Below are 15,537 nucleotides of genomic sequence, written 5' to 3' on the forward strand. Positions count from 1 at the left end.
CCCAATTGCTGCTGAATCGAAGCAGCAGGCGTCACATAAGCCTTTTATTTGCGCAACGCCCGGCAAATAAGGTGCGATAACAGCTCAAGCTGTCGCGCCAGTTCCATGCTCAGCCAGACATAGCCATGAATAGGCGTTTCCGCCACGTTATCGCTCTGGCGCTCATTGATTAACTGCTTCAGCTCCACGACGATCTCATTCAGCCGCTCGCTGTTGGCCAGTATCGGCTGCGGGTTCCCTTCATAGAGCGCATGGGCGATGGTCAACAGCGTTTGCTGCGTCATCTGCTGGGTCTCTTTGAGGGTCTGCGCGTTAAGCATCAACAGATGGCTGGGACGCGAGGCCCAGTGGGCGTTGATCTGCAGTTCAAGCATGCAGACCAGATTGCGGCTTACCGTCTGGATGGCTTCGAAAATCGATTTCTGAATACGGGTTTCTTTGCTGGCGGGCGCGATCAGGCCGCGCATTTTGACCACGTCGTTGAGGATCGTTTGCAGATGCTTTTCCAGCCGGGGACGTTCGACCAGATTCGGGGAGAAACCGGCCTGATAGACGCGGTTAAAGGCGGTGACGTAGTTCGCCATCTGAATACGCCAGTGCAGAAAAGCCCGCTGCGGCCAGATACCGGTGAAGAGCATGGCCAGCAGTGACCCCAGGATGACATCCCCGCTTCGCCACAGCGCCGTGGTCATATCCCCGGCGGGCGCACCGACAACCACCGCAAGAGTAATCCCAATCAGCAAGGCCTGATACGGTCTTTTGCCCAACGCCAGCCAGCCGCACAGGAACATGGCGGCCCCGCACCATGCCAGCATCACGGGAAACGAGATAAGCTCCAGCTTAAGGGCAATAAGCCCAAGGGCCGAGCCTAAAACCGTCCCGCCAATTCGCTCAAAAGCGCGCGGAACAACGTTCCCCCAAAACGAGATGGGCCCCATTACCACCACCAGGGTGATCAGCGGCCACGTCCCTTCCGGAACATCCAGCAAACGGACCAGAACAAACGTCAATACGAACGCCAGCGCGATGCGACACCCGTGCACCACGCGGTAATGTTTGTACAACCGAATTTCAAAAGGGGTTAATGATTTGTCGGGACGCACACCCGCTCTCCAGCTACACGGCAAATCACAATTGTACTGTGTTTTCAGCCGGGCGGATCGCCCCCGGCTGAAAAACCCTTCATTTAGCAGGCTTAAGCCGTTTTATGCTCTACCGCGATATACATTTCGATATCCCAGTAGCCGTCTGCATTGCCGTCATTAAGATAGCGTTCGAAACAGGGTTTAAGCGCCATCTGGTACTTATTGTCCTGCAGCAGAGAGTTGAAGAACTGATACCACGGCGTGGCAAAGTCGTAGTTTTCCACGCGCGCCGTCGCCACGGCATAATCCCCGGCCGCGATTTCCGTCATCATGACGCCTTCGCTGTTTTCCGGGATAACGAAATCATCCGGTACCGTAACGGCCGTATCACAGCGCAGTTTTTCTGCCGGGACCTCGTCGGGGTTATCGTAGTAGACCGCAACCCACTCCAGCGGCTCAATGTGGCGCCCGTCCACCCACATCACCAGCTGTTCAAAGCCCTGTTTTACCGTTTGTTCCCACGGTCCGACCAAATGAAAACCGGCAATCTTACGTTTCTTTTGCTGCTTGATGCTGTAGTCCATGCTGCCTCCATTTATTACTGTATATACATACACTATAAAGCGGATTCTGAGGGTTCAGCAAACGAGAAGTGTTTATTATGTGAGCAGACTCGCATCCCTGCCAGTCTGCTCATCAGCCGCTAGAGTGTGTGATGCAGATAATCGCTCATGCGAGAGAACAGGCCGCCCTTATCAACGGCTTCCAGCGTCACCAGCGGCCAGTGCGCCACCACCTTGTCGCGGTCATAGAGCTGGATCTCCCCGACCCGCTGATGCGCAGCAATCGGCGCTTCCAGCTCTTTTTTATCCAGCACGTATTTGGCCTTGATGTTCGGCACTTCCGCTTTCGGCAGGGCCAGCCAGAAGTCCTGGTCGGTGCCCAGTTTCACCTGCTCCTTATCGCCGTACCAGATACGCTCTGTCCCCACTTTTTTACCGCTATGCAGGATTTGCACCGTATCGAAATTCTGCTGCCCCCAGTGCAGCAGTTTACGGGCCTGGTCCTCGCGCCCTTTCGGGCTGTCCGCCCCCATCACCACCGCGATTAAACGACGCTGCCCGTCAACGGCGGACGCAATCAGGTTAAAGCCCGCTCCCGAGGTGTGCCCCGTTTTAAGCCCGTCCACGTTCATCGTTTTATCCCACAGCAGGCCGTTACGGTTTTGCTGAGTGATCCCGTTCCAGGTCAGGCTCTTTTCGCTGTACATATGGTAAAACTCAGGCTCGCCGTGAATGATGGCACGGGAAAGTACGGCCAGGTCATAGGCCGAGCTGTGCTGGCCCGGTGCGTCCAGCCCGTGGACGGTTTCAAAGTGCGTATCGCGCAGGTTCAGCTTCTGCACGTAGTCGTTCATCATCTTCACAAACTGCGGCTGGCCGCCCGCCACGTGATCGGCCAGCGCCACGCAGGCGTCGTTGCCGGAATCAACAATCAGGCCGCGGCTTAAATCACGCACGGAGACGCGATCGCCCTCTTTCAGGAACATCAGCGACGAGCCGTCAAAAACCGGGTTGCCTTTTGCCCATGCGTCACGCCCTACGGTGACAATGTCGTCCGGCGTAATGCGATGGCTATCAATGGCCCGGTCAACCACATATCCCGTCATCAGCTTGGTCAGGCTCGCCGGATTGCGTTGTTGATGTTCGTTGCCCGCCGTTAAGATCTGACCAGTCGTGTAGTCCATCAGCACCCAGGAGCCCGCCTGAATGGCCGGAGGCTGCGGCGAAAAATCCAGTGGTTCGGCCGCAAAAGCAGATGAGACACTCGAAGCGAGTAAAGAAACAGCAATAAACAGACGGCGTTTCAACGGTATATCCTCAGGTCATTAAAAATCGATGACCTTTTTACGGGAGTTCTGATGTCGTTACCTGGCTTAATTGCAAAAAAATGTGACAGAACGCAGATTTTTCTCTGAAGCTGGCGCGCAAATTTGCGTCACGGCGGTGCTTTTTATTCGGTCTGAACCGCACGATCGTTTACCATAGTGACGTCATTTTTTAACAGGATGGTATTACTGGTGTCTGATTCTGCCGCTCGCCCGACTTTTTTATTTCATGACTACGAAACCTTTGGCACGCACCCGGCGCTGGACCGACCGGCGCAGTTTGCCGCCATCCGTACCGACGACGAATTCAACATTATTGGCGAGCCTGAGGTCTTTTACTGCAAACCGGCTGATGACTACCTGCCGCAGCCCGGGGCGGTCATGGTCACCGGGATCACGCCTCAGGAAGCGCGCGAGAAAGGCGTTAACGAGGCAGAATTCGCCCGACGCATCCACGATCTTTTTACCGTCCCCAATACCTGCGTGGTCGGTTACAACAACATCCGCTTCGATGACGAAGTGACGCGCAACATCTTCTATCGTAACTTCTACGATCCCTATGCCTGGAGCTGGCAGAACCGCAACTCACGCTGGGATTTGCTCGACATCATGCGCGCCTGTTATGCCCTGCGTCCTGAGGGCATTAACTGGCCGGAAAATGAGGAAGGGCTGACGAGCTTCCGGCTGGAACACCTGACGCGCGCCAACGGCATCGAGCACAGCAATGCCCACGACGCGATGGCGGACGTCTATGCCACCATTGCCATGGCGAAGCTGGTGAAAAGCTCGCAGCCCCGGCTGTTTGAATATCTGCTGAGCCACCGCAGTAAACAGAAGTTGACCACGCTGATTGATGTGCCGCAGATGAAGCCGCTGGTGCATATTTCCGGCATGTTTGGCGCCTGGCGCGGCAATACCAGCTGGGTCGCCCCGCTGGCATGGCATCCGGACAACCGTAATGCGGTCATCATGGTGGATTTAGCCGGCGATATTTCGCCACTGCTTGAGCTCGACAGCGATACCCTGCGCGAACGGCTTTACACCCCGAAAAATGAACTCGGCGATCTGCCTGCGGTGCCGGTCAAACTGGTGCATATCAATAAATGTCCGGTACTGGCGCAGGCGAATACGCTGCGCCCGGAAGATGCGGACAGACTGGGCATTAACCGTCAGCGCTGCCTCGATAACCTGAAAGTGCTGCGCGATAATCCGCAGGTGCGCGAGAAAGTGGTCGCCATCTTTGCCGAGGCGGAGCCTTTCGTTCCTTCAGAAAACGTGGATGCCCAGCTCTACAACGGTTTCTTCAGCGATGCCGACCGCGCGGCGATGAATATCGTTCTGCAAACCGAGCCGCGTAACTTACCGGCGCTGGATATTACTTTCGCCGATAAACGCATCGAAAAACTGATGTTTAACTACCGCGCGCGTAACTTCCCCGGCACGCTGGACGAGGCAGAGCAGGATCGCTGGCTGCAGCATCGTCGCAATGTCTTTACCCCGGAGTTCCTTAATAGCTATGCCCAGGAGCTGGAAATGCTTTATGGCCAGTATGAGGGGAATGCTGAGAAACAGGCGCTGTTGAAATCCCTGTTCCAGTACGCTCAAGAGATTGTCTGAGCGAGGGGTATAAAAAAAGCCGGAGGCGATGTCTCCGGCTTTTTTTTGCCCGCTGGCGCAGGCCTACTGGCTTTGTAGGTCGGGTAAGGCGTAGCCGCCACCCGACACGGAATTACGCGACGTCTTCGTACTGCGGAACCGGGTTACGGAAGCTCTTCGTGACGCAGGCCAGGTAAATCAGGCCGATACCCGCCCAAATCAGGCCAAGCACCATAGAGCTCTCTTCCAGGTTAACCCACAGCGCGCCCACGGTCAGGGCACCGCACATCGGCAGGAACAGATACTGGAAGTGATCTTTCAGCGTCTTGTTACGCTTTTCACGGATCCAGAACTGAGAGATAACCGACAGGTTAACAAAGGTGAACGCCACCAGCGCACCGAAGTTAATCAGCGCCGTTGCCATTACCAGGTCAAAGTTAATCGCCAGCAGCGCAATGGCACCGACCAGGATGATGTTCATCGCCGGGGTACGCCAGGTTGGATGAACGTAGCCGAAGAAGCTTTTCGGGAATACGCCATCGCGGCCCATCACGTACATCAGACGCGCAACGCCTGCATGCGCGGCCATACCGGACGCCAGAACGGTGATGGTGGAGAATATCAGCGCGCCAACCTGGAACGCTTTACCCGCCACATAGAGCATGATTTCCGGCTGAGACGCATCCGGATCCTTGAAGCGCGAGATATCCGGGAAGTACAGCTGCAGGAAATAGGTCGAGAAAATAAAGATCAGACCGCCAATCAGCGCCGTCAGGAAGATGGCGCGAGGGATCACGCGCTCTGCGTCTTTCGTTTCTTCAGACAGGTTGCTGATGCCGTCAAATCCGGTAAAGGAGAAGCACAGAATGGTTGCCCCGGTAATCATCGGGATCACATGGGCATCACCAGACCAGAACGGCTTGCTGCTCGCCAGAGTGCCGGCACCTTCACCGTGGAACACACCGTAAATCACCATGCCAAGAATAACGGCAATCAGGACAACCTGAAGGACGACGATCACGGAGTTAAAGTTGGCAACGGACTTAATGCTGCGCAGGTTAAAGGCGGTCATAAAGGCCACCAGCGCCACAACGAACATCCAGGATGGAATCGACGGCACCAGCGCTTCAAAATAAATTTTTGCCAGCAGAATGTTGATCATCGGCGCGAACAGGTAGTCGAGCAGCGAAGACCAGCCCACCATAAAGCCAACTGTCGGGCTGATGGATTTCTGGGCATAGGTGTAGGCGGAACCAGCAGACGGATAGCGACGCACCAGCTTACCGTAGCTCAGCGCGGTAAAGAGGATCGCAATCAGCGCGAAGCCATAAGCCGTAGGCACATGACCGTCTGTGAGGCCTGATACGATACCGAATGTATCGAACAGCGTCATCGGTTGCATATAGGCAAGGCCCATCATAACAACCGGAATCAACGTAAGCGTTTTACGTAATTCCACGCGAGAGGTGTTTGGAGTTGCGTTATGCGACATAGTTATTCTCCTTTACGGTGATAACCGCCACGTAAGCGAAAAATTGCCCCATTTCTTTCTTCCTCAGCGACAACAACTGTCGGATTTTAGTAAATATCTATCCGGTACGAAGCCCGGCCTCTTGGTTTTTAGTTTCGTTTCGTACATGCAAAAAAAAATAACCGACGCCTTTTATATCGTCGATTATTCATTTGGTTGCAGCGGCGGCATTTTGCCCCACATCGGATACAAAAGGCAATACTTTGCAAAGCATGGGACAATTTTCTTTTTGCTAAATGGCTGATTTCTGGACGCCGGGCTGAGAGTAAACGGCGGCGATAGCACTATTTGCTAAAATCTCATCTCGCCACCAGGCGCTTGCAAGCCCGGCAGTTTGTTCATTCCAGCCTACCCACACCGATTCATTACTGCTTTGAGCAAGTACCTGTTTTTCAACAAGCGCACCGCTGTCAATAAACCGCTGCGCCAGATAGCGGGGTAAATAGCCGCAGCCCAGGCCGCTTATTTGCAGTTCCAGCTTGGTTTTAAAGTCGAAAACGGTAATGGCCTCCTGCTCATCAAGCAGCTGCGAGGAGACCGAGCATTCCGGGCGAGAGCTGTCCCCGACCACGATGGCGCGGTAACCTTTAATTACGCGACGGTTAAGCGGCTCGGGTTCCTGGGCCAGCGGATGATGAGGCGCTACGGCAAATACCTGCTCCAGCACGCCGAGGCGGGCAAAACCAAAATCACTCAGCTGGGGAGGCTCATGGAGCGCACCGACGAAAATGTCCGCTCTGCCCTGCGTCAAGGCTTCCCAGGAGCCACCCAGCACGCCGTTGATAAAGATGAGCCGGGTCACGCTGTGGTGTTGATAGAAGGCTTCAATCAGCGGCGTCAGGAGAGAAAACGGGAAGGTATCATCCACGCCAATAACCAGCTCGTTTTCCCAACCCTGATGGAGTTTTACGGCCTGTTTTTCGAGTTCACGAACGGTATGGAGGACTTCACGGCCTTTTTCCAGCAGCATCTGTCCGGTACGGGTGAAACGTGCGCGGTGCCCGGAGCGATCGAGGATCTGGATGTTGAGATCGCTTTCCAGTTTTTGAACGGTATAGCTCAACGCAGATGGGGTTTTGTAGAGCTTTGCTGACGCAGCGGCAAAACTCCCCTCTTTTTCCAGAGCATCCAGAATAATAAGAACATCCAGCAGCGGTTTCATGCTCGCCCCCTTCTGGTGCGCGATCGTCTCCGCTGCGGGTCTTATTCCATGGGCATCACCAGCGGATCGGGATACTGATACTCAAACCCCAGCTCATGACAAATGCGATTGCCATCAACAATTTTGCCTTTACTGTCATCCTTTGCCTCACCAAAAACCGGCGGAGCCAGGCCCAGCTGACGTGCCATCAGCGGGTAAAACGTGCTGCGTGCCGGATGAGAAGGTGCACATATATTATAGATGTGTCCACCTTTCGGAGCCTGTAAGAGTAGCTCAATCGCAGCAACAACATCGTCAAGATGCACAAGATTGACGACATGCTGGCCGTCTGGCGCAGACTTACCGGCAAAAAAGCGTCCTGGATGGCGGCCAGGGCCCACCAGCCCCGCCAGACGTACGATATCGACCTGCGTGCCGGGAAGATTATGCAGCCAGTCTTCCAGCTCTTTCAGAACCTGACCGCTCGCCGTAACGGGACGGCGCTCGGAACTCTCCTTAACAACGCCCTCAACCTCGCCATAGACCGACGTCGAGCTGGTAAAAATGATGCGCGGAACATGGTGCGCCAGCGCGCTGTCGACGATCTCCTGCATCGCCTGCAGATAAAACGACTCGCCCGGGCCACTGCGCCGCGCGGGGAGCGTGATCACCAGCGCATCGACGTTCATCAGCGTGTCCAGATCGTCAGCATCACACACCAGCTCCGGTTCAAGGCGCAGCTCAACGCCGTCAATACCGCACATGCGCGCTGCCTCTACCCCATCCGCCTTGGTTTTGCTCCCGGTCACCTGCCAGCCCTTCGCGGCTAATGACATCGCCAGCGGCATTCCCAGCCATCCTAAACCGACAATCGCGACCTTTTTCATGCGAATTCTCCTGACTCTTACTCGTCTTTTATAAGGCTACGCCAGCCCGGCAGAACACACAATTCATAGCATCAATATGAAATGAATTAATGATCAAAAAAAGCCCTTGCAATATGTCGTACAACTGGTTTAGGTTAAAAGACATCAAATGAATAAGCATTCATCGAGAATTTATATGACACGCGTTCAATTTAAACACCACCATCATCACCATCATCCTGACTAGTCTTTCAGGCGATGTGTGCTGGAAGACGTTTGGATCTTCCAGTGGTGCATGAACGCATGAAAAAGCCCCCGGAAGATCTTCTTCCGGGGGCTTTTTTTTGGACCGAATTCAGACAGGTTAAAACAGGTTAACGAGGAATAAAGAATGTTAGATAACTCACGCTTACGCATAGCTATTCAAAAATCAGGCCGTTTGAGCGACGATTCACGCGAACTGCTGGCCCGCTGCGGGATTAAAATTAACCTGCACACCCAGCGCCTGATTGCTCTGGCTGAAAACATGCCCATCGATATTCTGCGCGTGCGTGATGACGATATTCCCGGCCTGGTCATGGACGGCGTCGTTGACCTCGGCATCATAGGGGAAAACGTGCTGGAAGAAGAGCTGCTGACCCGCCGCGCGCAGGGCGAAGACCCGCGTTATTTCACCCTGCGTCGTCTGGACTTCGGCGGCTGCCGCCTGTCGCTGGCTACGCCGGTTGACGAAGCGTGGGACGGCCCGGCCGCGCTGAACGGCAAACGTATTGCCACCTCTTACCCTCACCTGTTAAAGCGTTATCTCGACCAGAAAGGCGTGCAGTTTAAATCCTGCCTGCTGAACGGCTCCGTTGAAGTGGCGCCGCGTGCGGGTCTGGCGGACGCCATCTGTGACCTCGTCTCTACCGGCGCGACGCTGGAAGCCAACGGTCTGCGCGAAGTGGAAGTGATCTACCGCTCTAAAGCGTGCCTGATTCAGCGCGACGGCGACATGGCCGACGCCAAGCAGCAGCTGATCGACAAGCTGCTGACCCGTATTCAGGGCGTGATTCAGGCGCGTGAGTCCAAATACATCATGATGCACGCCCCAACCGAGCGTCTGGATGAAGTGATTGCCCTCCTGCCGGGCGCTGAGCGCCCAACCATCCTGCCGCTGGCGGGCGATCAGCAGCGCGTGGCGATGCACATGGTGAGCAGCGAAACCCTGTTCTGGGAAACCATGGAAAAACTGAAGGCGCTGGGCGCAAGCTCCATCCTGGTGCTGCCTATTGAGAAGATGATGGAGTAATGGCCATGAGCTTTAACACAATCATCGACTGGAATAACTGTAGCGACGCACAGCAGCGCGAGCTGCTGATGCGCCCGGCGATTTCCGCCTCAGAAAGCATCTCACGCACCGTGGCGGAGATCCTGGACAACGTAAAAGCCCGCGGCGATGACGCGCTGCGTGAATACAGCGCGAAGTTTGACAAGACGGAAGTCGGCGCATTACAGGTAACCGAGCAGGAAATCATTGAGGCCAGCAACCGTCTGGGTGACGACATCAAACAGGCGATGGCCGTCGCGGTGAAAAACATTGATACCTTCCACACCGCGCAAAAGCTGCAGACCGTGGATGTTGAAACCCTACCCGGCGTGCGATGCCAGCAGGTCACGCGTCCGGTTGCGTCCGTTGGACTCTATATTCCCGGCGGCTCTGCCCCGCTTTTCTCCACCGTACTGATGCTGGCGACACCCGCGCGAATTGCCGGGTGTCAGAAAGTGGTGCTGTGCTCACCGCCACCGATTGCCGACGAGATCCTTTATGCGGCGAAGCTCTGCGGCGTGCAGGCGGTATATAAAGTGGGCGGCGCGCAGGCGATTTCAGCCCTGGCGTTCGGCACAGAATCCATTCCTAAGGTCGACAAAATTTTTGGCCCGGGCAATGCGTATGTGACCGAAGCCAAACGCCAGGTCAGCCAGCGTCTGGACGGCGCGGCCATCGATATGCCTGCCGGCCCGTCTGAGGTGCTGGTGATTGCCGACAGCGGCGCAACGCCGGACTTCGTCGCCTCAGACCTGCTTTCTCAGGCGGAACACGGCCCGGACTCGCAGGTCATCCTGCTGACGCCGGATGCCGATATGGCGAAACGCGTGGGCGAAGCCGTTGAACGCCAGCTTGCCGACCTGCCCCGCGCCGACACGGCACGCCAGGCGCTAGCGGCCAGCCGCCTGATTGTGGCGCGCGACCTGGACCAGTGTATTGCCATCTCCAACCAGTACGGCCCGGAGCACCTGATCATTCAGACCCGCAACGCGCGCGATCTGGTTGACAGCATTACCAGCGCGGGCTCGGTGTTCCTCGGCGACTGGTCACCGGAGTCCGCGGGGGATTACGCCTCCGGCACCAACCACGTGCTGCCAACGTATGGCTACACCTCTACCTGTTCCAGCCTGGGCCTGGCGGATTTCCAGAAACGCATGACCGTGCAGGAACTCTCCCGCGAAGGGTTTGCGTCACTGGCTTCGACTATTGAAACCCTCGCTGCCGCCGAGCGGCTGACCGCCCACAAAAATGCCGTTACGCTGCGCGTTGCAGCCCTGAAGGAGCAAGCATGAACATTGAAGAGTTAGCCCGCGAAAATGTCCGTCGCCTGACGCCCTATCAGTCCGCGCGTCGTCTGGGCGGTAAAGGGGATGTCTGGCTGAACGCCAACGAATTCCCGACAGCGGTGCAGTTTGAGCTGTCGCAGCAAACGCTGAACCGCTATCCGGAGTGTCAGCCGAAGGCCGTGATTGAAAACTACGCGCAGTATGCGGGAGTGAAGCCAGAGCAGGTGCTGGTCAGCCGAGGTGCGGATGAGGGCATTGAACTGCTGATCCGCGCCTTCTGCGAGCCGGGCAAAGACGCGGTGATGTACTGCCAGCCGACCTACGGCATGTACAGCGTCAGCGCGGAAACCTTCGGCGTAGCGTGCCGCAACGTGCAGGCGCTGGAGAACTGGCAGCTGGATCTGCAGGGCATTGCCGACAATCTCGATGGCGTAAAAGTCGTCTTTGTCTGTAGCCCGAACAACCCGACCGGACAGATTATCAACCCGCAGGATATTCGCACCCTGCTGGAGATGACGCGCGGTAAAGCTCTGGTGGTGGCAGACGAAGCCTATATCGAGTTCTGCCCGCAGGCGACGCTGGCAGGCTGGCTGGAAGAGTATCCGCACCTGGTGGTGCTGCGTACGCTGTCAAAAGCCTTTGCCCTTGCGGGTCTGCGCTGCGGATTCACCCTGGCGAATAAAGAGGTCATCGACCTGCTGCTGAAAGTGATCGCCCCGTACCCGCTCTCGACGCCGGTTGCCGATATTGCGGCACAGGCGCTGACGCCACAGGGGATCAACGCGATGCGCGAGCGCGTGGCGCAAATTCTGGAGGAACGTCAGTATCTGGTGACCGCCCTGAAGGATATCCCTTGCGTGGAGCAGGTATTCGACTCGGAAACTAACTACATCCTGGTGCGCTTCACCGCATCGAGTGCCGTATTTAAATCTTTATGGGATCAGGGCATTATCTTACGAGACCAGAATAAACAACCTTCTCTGAGCGGGTGCCTGCGCATTACCGTAGGCACCCGTGCAGAGAGCCAGCGCGTGATTGACGCCCTGAAAGCGGAGAAAGTATGACCCAGAAGATCCTTTTCATCGATCGTGACGGCACCCTTATTTCGGAGCCACCAGCCGATTTTCAGGTCGACCGATTCGACAAGCTGGCTTTTGAACCGGACGTGATCCCGGTGCTGCTCAAGCTGCAAAAAGCAGGCTTTAAGCTGGTGATGATCACCAACCAGGATGGTCTGGGTACCGACAGCTTCCCGCAGGCGGACTTTGACGGCCCGCATAATCTGATGATGCAGGTGCTGACCTCTCAGGGCGTGGTATTTGATGAAGTGCTGATTTGCCCGCACATGCCGGCCGACGACTGCGACTGCCGTAAGCCAAAGGTGAAGCTGGTAGAGCGCTACCTGGCTGAAGATGCGCTGGATAAAACCAACAGCTATGTCATCGGCGATCGCATCACCGATATTACGCTGGCGGAAAACATGGGCATCGCGGGGCTGCGCTACGACCGTAACAACCTTAACTGGGCGAAGATTGGCGAACAGCTGACAAAACGCGACCGCTATTCCCACGTTGAGCGCAACACCAAAGAGACGCAGATTGACGTGAAGGTCTGGCTGGACCGTGAAGGCGGCAGCAAGATCCACACCGGCGTCGGTTTCTTCGATCACATGCTGGACCAGATTGCCACCCACGGCGGTTTCCGCATGGAAATTACGGTAAAAGGCGATCTCTACATTGACGATCACCACACCGTGGAAGATACCGGCCTGGCGCTGGGTGAAGCCCTGAAGCTGGCGCTCGGCGACAAGCGCGGCATTAACCGTTTCGGCTTTGTCCTGCCTATGGACGAGTGTCTGGCGCGCTGCGCGATGGACATCTCCGGTCGTCCGCACCTGGAATATAAGGCCGATTTCACCTACCAGCGCGTGGGCGATCTGAGCACCGAAATGGTGGAGCACTTCTTCCGCTCCTTGTCCTACACCATGGGTCTGACGCTGCACCTGAAGACCAAGGGCAAGAACGACCACCACCGCGTGGAGAGCCTGTTTAAAGCCTTTGGCCGTACCCTTCGTCAGGCGATTCGCGTGGAAGGCGACGCCCTGCCTTCATCGAAAGGAGTGCTGTAATGAACGTGGTCATTCTGGATACCGGATGCGCCAACCTGAACTCCGTCAAATCGGCGATTGCGCGCCACGGCTATGAGCCGGCGGTCAGCCGCGACCCGGACGTGGTGCTGCGCGCCGACAAACTCTTTTTACCGGGTGTGGGCACCGCGCAGGCCGCGATGGATCAGATTCGCGAACGCGAGCTGGTCGATCTGATCAAAGCCTGTACCCAGCCGGTGCTGGGCATTTGTCTGGGCATGCAGATCCTGGGCCGCCGCAGCGAAGAGAGCAACGGCGTTGACCTGCTGGGCATTATTGACGAAGACGTGCCGAAAATGACCGACCACGGCCTGCCTCTGCCGCATATGGGCTGGAACCGCGTGTACGCCAAAGCGGGCGATCGGCTGTTTCGCGGCATCGAAGACGGCGCGTATTTTTACTTCGTGCACAGCTACGCCATGCCGGTGAACGTGAATACAATCGCCCAGTGCACCTACGGCGAGGCGTTTACGGCAGCCGTACAGAAAGACAATTTCTTCGGCGTGCAGTTTCACCCGGAGCGCTCCGGTGCCGCAGGTGCGCAGCTGCTGAAAAACTTCCTGGAGATGTGATGATTATTCCCGCTTTAGATTTAATTGACGGCACGGTTGTCCGTCTCCACCAGGGCGATTACGGCCAGCAGCGAGACTACGGAAACGATCCGCTGCTGCGTCTGCAGGATTATGCCGCCCAGGGTGCGCAGGTGCTGCATCTGGTGGATTTGACGGGCGCGAAAGACCCGGCAAAGCGCCAGATCCCGCTGCTTAAAAATCTGGTCGCCGGTGTTGATGTGCCCGTGCAGGTCGGCGGCGGCGTGCGTACGGAAGATGACGTTGCGGCGCTGCTGGACGCTGGCGTGGCCCGCGTGGTGGTAGGTTCAACCGCGGTGAAAGCTCCTGAGACGGTGAAGGGCTGGTTCCGCCGCTTTGGCGCGGATGCGCTGGTGCTGGCGCTGGACGTGCGTATTGACGAACAGGGTAACAAGCAGGTTGCCGTCAGCGGCTGGCAGGAAAATTCCGGCGTGACGCTGGAAGAGCTGGTCGATATCTATCTGCCCGTCGGCCTGAAGCACGTGTTGTGCACGGACATATCCCGAGACGGAACGCTGGCGGGCTCCAACGTTTCTCTGTATGAAGAGGTCTGTGCCCGTTATCCGCAGGTAGCGTTCCAGTCTTCTGGCGGTATCGGTGATATTGCCGACGTGGCCGCGCTGCGCGGTACCGGTGTACAGGGTGTGATTGTGGGCCGGGCCCTGCTGGAAGGTAAATTTACTGTGACGGAGGCGATTCAATGCTGGCAAAACGGATAATTCCTTGTCTTGACGTGCGCGATGGTCAGGTCGTGAAAGGCGTGCAGTTCCGCAACCACGAGATCATTGGCGACATCGTCCCGCTGGCAAAACGCTATGCCGATGAAGGCGCAGACGAGCTGGTCTTTTATGATATCACCGCCTCCAGCGATGGACGCGTTGTCGACAAAAGCTGGGTGGCTCGCGTGGCGGAGGTGATCGACATTCCATTCTGCGTGGCGGGCGGGATTAAGTTCGCAGACGACGCCGCCAAAATTCTCTCTTTTGGTGCCGACAAGATTTCTATCAACTCCCCTGCCCTGGCCGACCCGGAACTGATCACCCGCCTGGCCGATCGTTTTGGCGTGCAGTGTATTGTGGTTGGGATCGACACCTGGTATGACGCCGCAACGGGCAAGTACCACGTGAACCAGTACACCGGAGATGAAAGCCGCACGCGCGTGACGCAGTGGGAAACGCTCGACTGGGTGCAGGAAGTGCAGAAGCGTGGCGCGGGTGAAATTGTCCTCAACATGATGAACCAGGACGGCGTGCGTAACGGGTATGATCTCGAGCAGCTGAAAAAAGTCCGTGCGGTCTGCCACGTTCCGCTGATTGCCTCCGGCGGCGCGGGCACCATGGAACACTTCCTCGAAGCCTTCCGCGATGCGAACGTGGACGGCGCGCTGGCCGCGTCCGTGTTCCACAAACAGATTATTAATATTGGTGAGTTAAAAACGTACCTGGCCGACCAGGGCGTGGAGATCAGGGTATGTTAACAGAGCAACAACAGGCGCAGCTGGACTGGGAAAAAACTGACGGATTACTGCCGGTGGTTGTCCAGCATGCCGTCTCAGGCGAAGTGCTGATGCTGGGCTATATGAACCAGGACGCGCTGGCAAAAACGATCGACAGCGGCAAAGTGACCTTCTACTCGCGCACGAAACAGCGCCTGTGGACCAAAGGCGAGACCTCGGGTCATTTCCTGAACGTGGTCAGCATGGCGCCCGACTGCGATAACGATACCCTGCTGGTGCTGGCAAACCCAATCGGCCCTACCTGCCATAAGGGCACCAGCAGCTGCTTCGGCGAGGCGAGCCACCAGTGGTTGTTCCTGTATCAACTGGAACAGCTGCTGGCAGAGCGTAAAACGGCGGATCCTGAGAGTTCCTACACCGCGAAGCTGTACGCCAGCGGAACCAAGCGTATCGCACAGAAGGTGGGAGAAGAAGGCGTTGAGACCGCGCTGGCCGCAACCGTGCATGACCGCGAGGAGCTGACGAATGAAGCGTCCGATTTGATGTACCACCTGCTGGTGCTGCTGCAGGATCAGGAGCTGGATTTAACGGCGGTGATTGAAAATCTTCGCAAACGTCACAAATAAAAAAACCGGGGAAATTC

17 protein-coding genes and 1 other annotated feature are annotated in these 15,537 nt (G+C 56.6%); of the genes, 10 read left to right on the forward strand and 7 right to left on the reverse strand.

All coding sequences use genetic code 11. The features are described from left to right. Window positions 1-44: 44 nt before the first annotated feature. The 3 genes from P346_RS14290 to dacD form a co-directional block, all read right to left on the reverse strand. On the reverse strand, window positions 45-1,103 hold the full coding sequence (locus P346_RS14290; RefSeq protein ID WP_032658758.1) for an FUSC family protein: 1,059 nt from the start codon (window positions 1,101-1,103) through the stop codon (window positions 45-47). Window positions 1,104-1,195: 92 nt separating this feature from the next. Next, window positions 1,196-1,669 carry a DNA gyrase inhibitor SbmC gene (gene sbmC / locus P346_RS14285; RefSeq protein ID WP_029739252.1) on the reverse strand — a complete coding sequence of 158 codons (474 nt, stop codon included), beginning with the start codon at window positions 1,667-1,669 and terminating at the stop codon, window positions 1,196-1,198. A 119-nt stretch (window positions 1,670-1,788) separates the two neighbouring features. Then, window positions 1,789-2,955 carry a serine-type D-Ala-D-Ala carboxypeptidase DacD gene (gene dacD / locus P346_RS14280; RefSeq protein WP_032658759.1) on the reverse strand — a complete coding sequence of 389 codons (1,167 nt, stop codon included), beginning with the start codon at window positions 2,953-2,955 and terminating at the stop codon, window positions 1,789-1,791. Window positions 2,956-3,153: 198 nt separating this feature from the next. Between dacD and sbcB the strand changes: the two genes are divergently transcribed. Continuing rightward, window positions 3,154-4,590, forward strand: a complete 1,437-nt coding sequence (gene sbcB / locus P346_RS14275) for an exodeoxyribonuclease I (protein ID WP_407044827.1) — start codon at window positions 3,154-3,156, stop codon at window positions 4,588-4,590. Window positions 4,591-4,702: 112 nt separating this feature from the next. Here the strand turns inward: sbcB and plaP are convergent, their stop codons facing one another. The 4 genes from plaP to P346_RS14260 form a co-directional block, all read right to left on the reverse strand. Further along, window positions 4,703-6,061, reverse strand: coding sequence for a putrescine/proton symporter PlaP (gene plaP / locus P346_RS14270; protein WP_023312362.1), 1,359 nt, complete (start codon window positions 6,059-6,061; stop codon window positions 4,703-4,705). Further along, window positions 6,051-6,113, reverse strand: coding sequence for a membrane protein YoeI (yoeI, locus tag P346_RS23170; protein WP_099458931.1), 63 nt, complete (start codon window positions 6,111-6,113; stop codon window positions 6,051-6,053). The genes plaP and yoeI overlap by 11 nt, the downstream gene beginning before the upstream one ends. 219 nt (window positions 6,114-6,332) lie before the next feature. Beyond that, entirely contained in the window at window positions 6,333-7,262 is a 930-nt protein-coding gene (locus tag P346_RS14265; RefSeq protein ID WP_032658762.1) for a LysR substrate-binding domain-containing protein, read from the reverse strand. Window positions 7,263-7,303: 41 nt separating this feature from the next. Continuing rightward, a complete protein-coding gene (locus P346_RS14260; protein ID WP_032658764.1) occupies window positions 7,304-8,128 on the reverse strand; it encodes an SDR family oxidoreductase in 825 nt (274 codons plus the stop codon). Between the two features lie 175 nt (window positions 8,129-8,303). On the opposite strand from P346_RS14260, the gene hisL reads away from it, so the two are divergent. The 9 genes from hisL (at window position 8,304) to hisIE (ending at window position 15,520) form a co-directional block, all read left to right on the forward strand. Next, a complete protein-coding gene (hisL, locus tag P346_RS23175) occupies window positions 8,304-8,354 on the forward strand; it encodes a his operon leader peptide (RefSeq protein ID WP_001364200.1) in 51 nt (16 codons plus the stop codon). Further along, window positions 8,330-8,453: a sequence feature (His leader region), on the forward strand. Its footprint overlaps the gene before it by 25 nt. Window positions 8,454-8,498: 45 nt before the next feature. Then, the gene (gene hisG, locus P346_RS14255; protein WP_028018500.1) at window positions 8,499-9,398 is read left to right on the forward strand and encodes an ATP phosphoribosyltransferase; all 900 of its coding nucleotides are present in this window, start codon (window positions 8,499-8,501) and stop codon (window positions 9,396-9,398) included. A gap of 5 nt (window positions 9,399-9,403) precedes the next feature. Beyond that, complete coding sequence (gene hisD / locus P346_RS14250) at window positions 9,404-10,708, forward strand: histidinol dehydrogenase (protein WP_032659531.1); 1,305 nt, start codon at window positions 9,404-9,406, stop codon at window positions 10,706-10,708. After that, window positions 10,705-11,766 carry a histidinol-phosphate transaminase gene (gene hisC, locus P346_RS14245; protein WP_032658765.1) on the forward strand — a complete coding sequence of 354 codons (1,062 nt, stop codon included), beginning with the start codon at window positions 10,705-10,707 and terminating at the stop codon, window positions 11,764-11,766. Before hisD ends, hisC begins: the two co-directional genes overlap by 4 nt. Then, window positions 11,763-12,830, forward strand: coding sequence for a bifunctional histidinol-phosphatase/imidazoleglycerol-phosphate dehydratase HisB (gene hisB / locus P346_RS14240; protein WP_032658767.1), 1,068 nt, complete (start codon window positions 11,763-11,765; stop codon window positions 12,828-12,830). Before hisC ends, hisB begins: the two co-directional genes overlap by 4 nt. Further along, complete coding sequence (gene hisH, locus P346_RS14235; protein WP_023336242.1) at window positions 12,830-13,420, forward strand: imidazole glycerol phosphate synthase subunit HisH; 591 nt, start codon at window positions 12,830-12,832, stop codon at window positions 13,418-13,420. Before hisB ends, hisH begins: the two co-directional genes overlap by 1 nt. Further along, window positions 13,420-14,157 (forward strand): 1-(5-phosphoribosyl)-5-[(5-phosphoribosylamino)methylideneamino]imidazole-4-carboxamide isomerase, encoded by a 738-nt coding sequence (hisA, locus tag P346_RS14230; protein WP_032658768.1) that lies wholly within the window; start codon window positions 13,420-13,422, stop codon window positions 14,155-14,157. Before hisH ends, hisA begins: the two co-directional genes overlap by 1 nt. Beyond that, window positions 14,139-14,915: an imidazole glycerol phosphate synthase subunit HisF gene (hisF, locus tag P346_RS14225; protein ID WP_032658771.1), complete on the forward strand. Its 777-nt coding sequence runs from the start codon at window positions 14,139-14,141 to the stop codon at window positions 14,913-14,915. The genes hisA and hisF overlap by 19 nt, the downstream gene beginning before the upstream one ends. Continuing rightward, window positions 14,909-15,520, forward strand: a complete 612-nt coding sequence (gene hisIE / locus P346_RS14220) for a bifunctional phosphoribosyl-AMP cyclohydrolase/phosphoribosyl-ATP diphosphatase HisIE (RefSeq protein WP_032658773.1) — start codon at window positions 14,909-14,911, stop codon at window positions 15,518-15,520. The genes hisF and hisIE overlap by 7 nt, the downstream gene beginning before the upstream one ends. Window positions 15,521-15,537: the final 17 nt, after the last annotated feature.

The sequence above is a fragment of the Enterobacter sp. DC1 genome, from assembly GCF_000568075.1.
GTDB classification, from domain to species: Bacteria; Pseudomonadota; Gammaproteobacteria; order Enterobacterales; family Enterobacteriaceae; genus Enterobacter; species Enterobacter asburiae.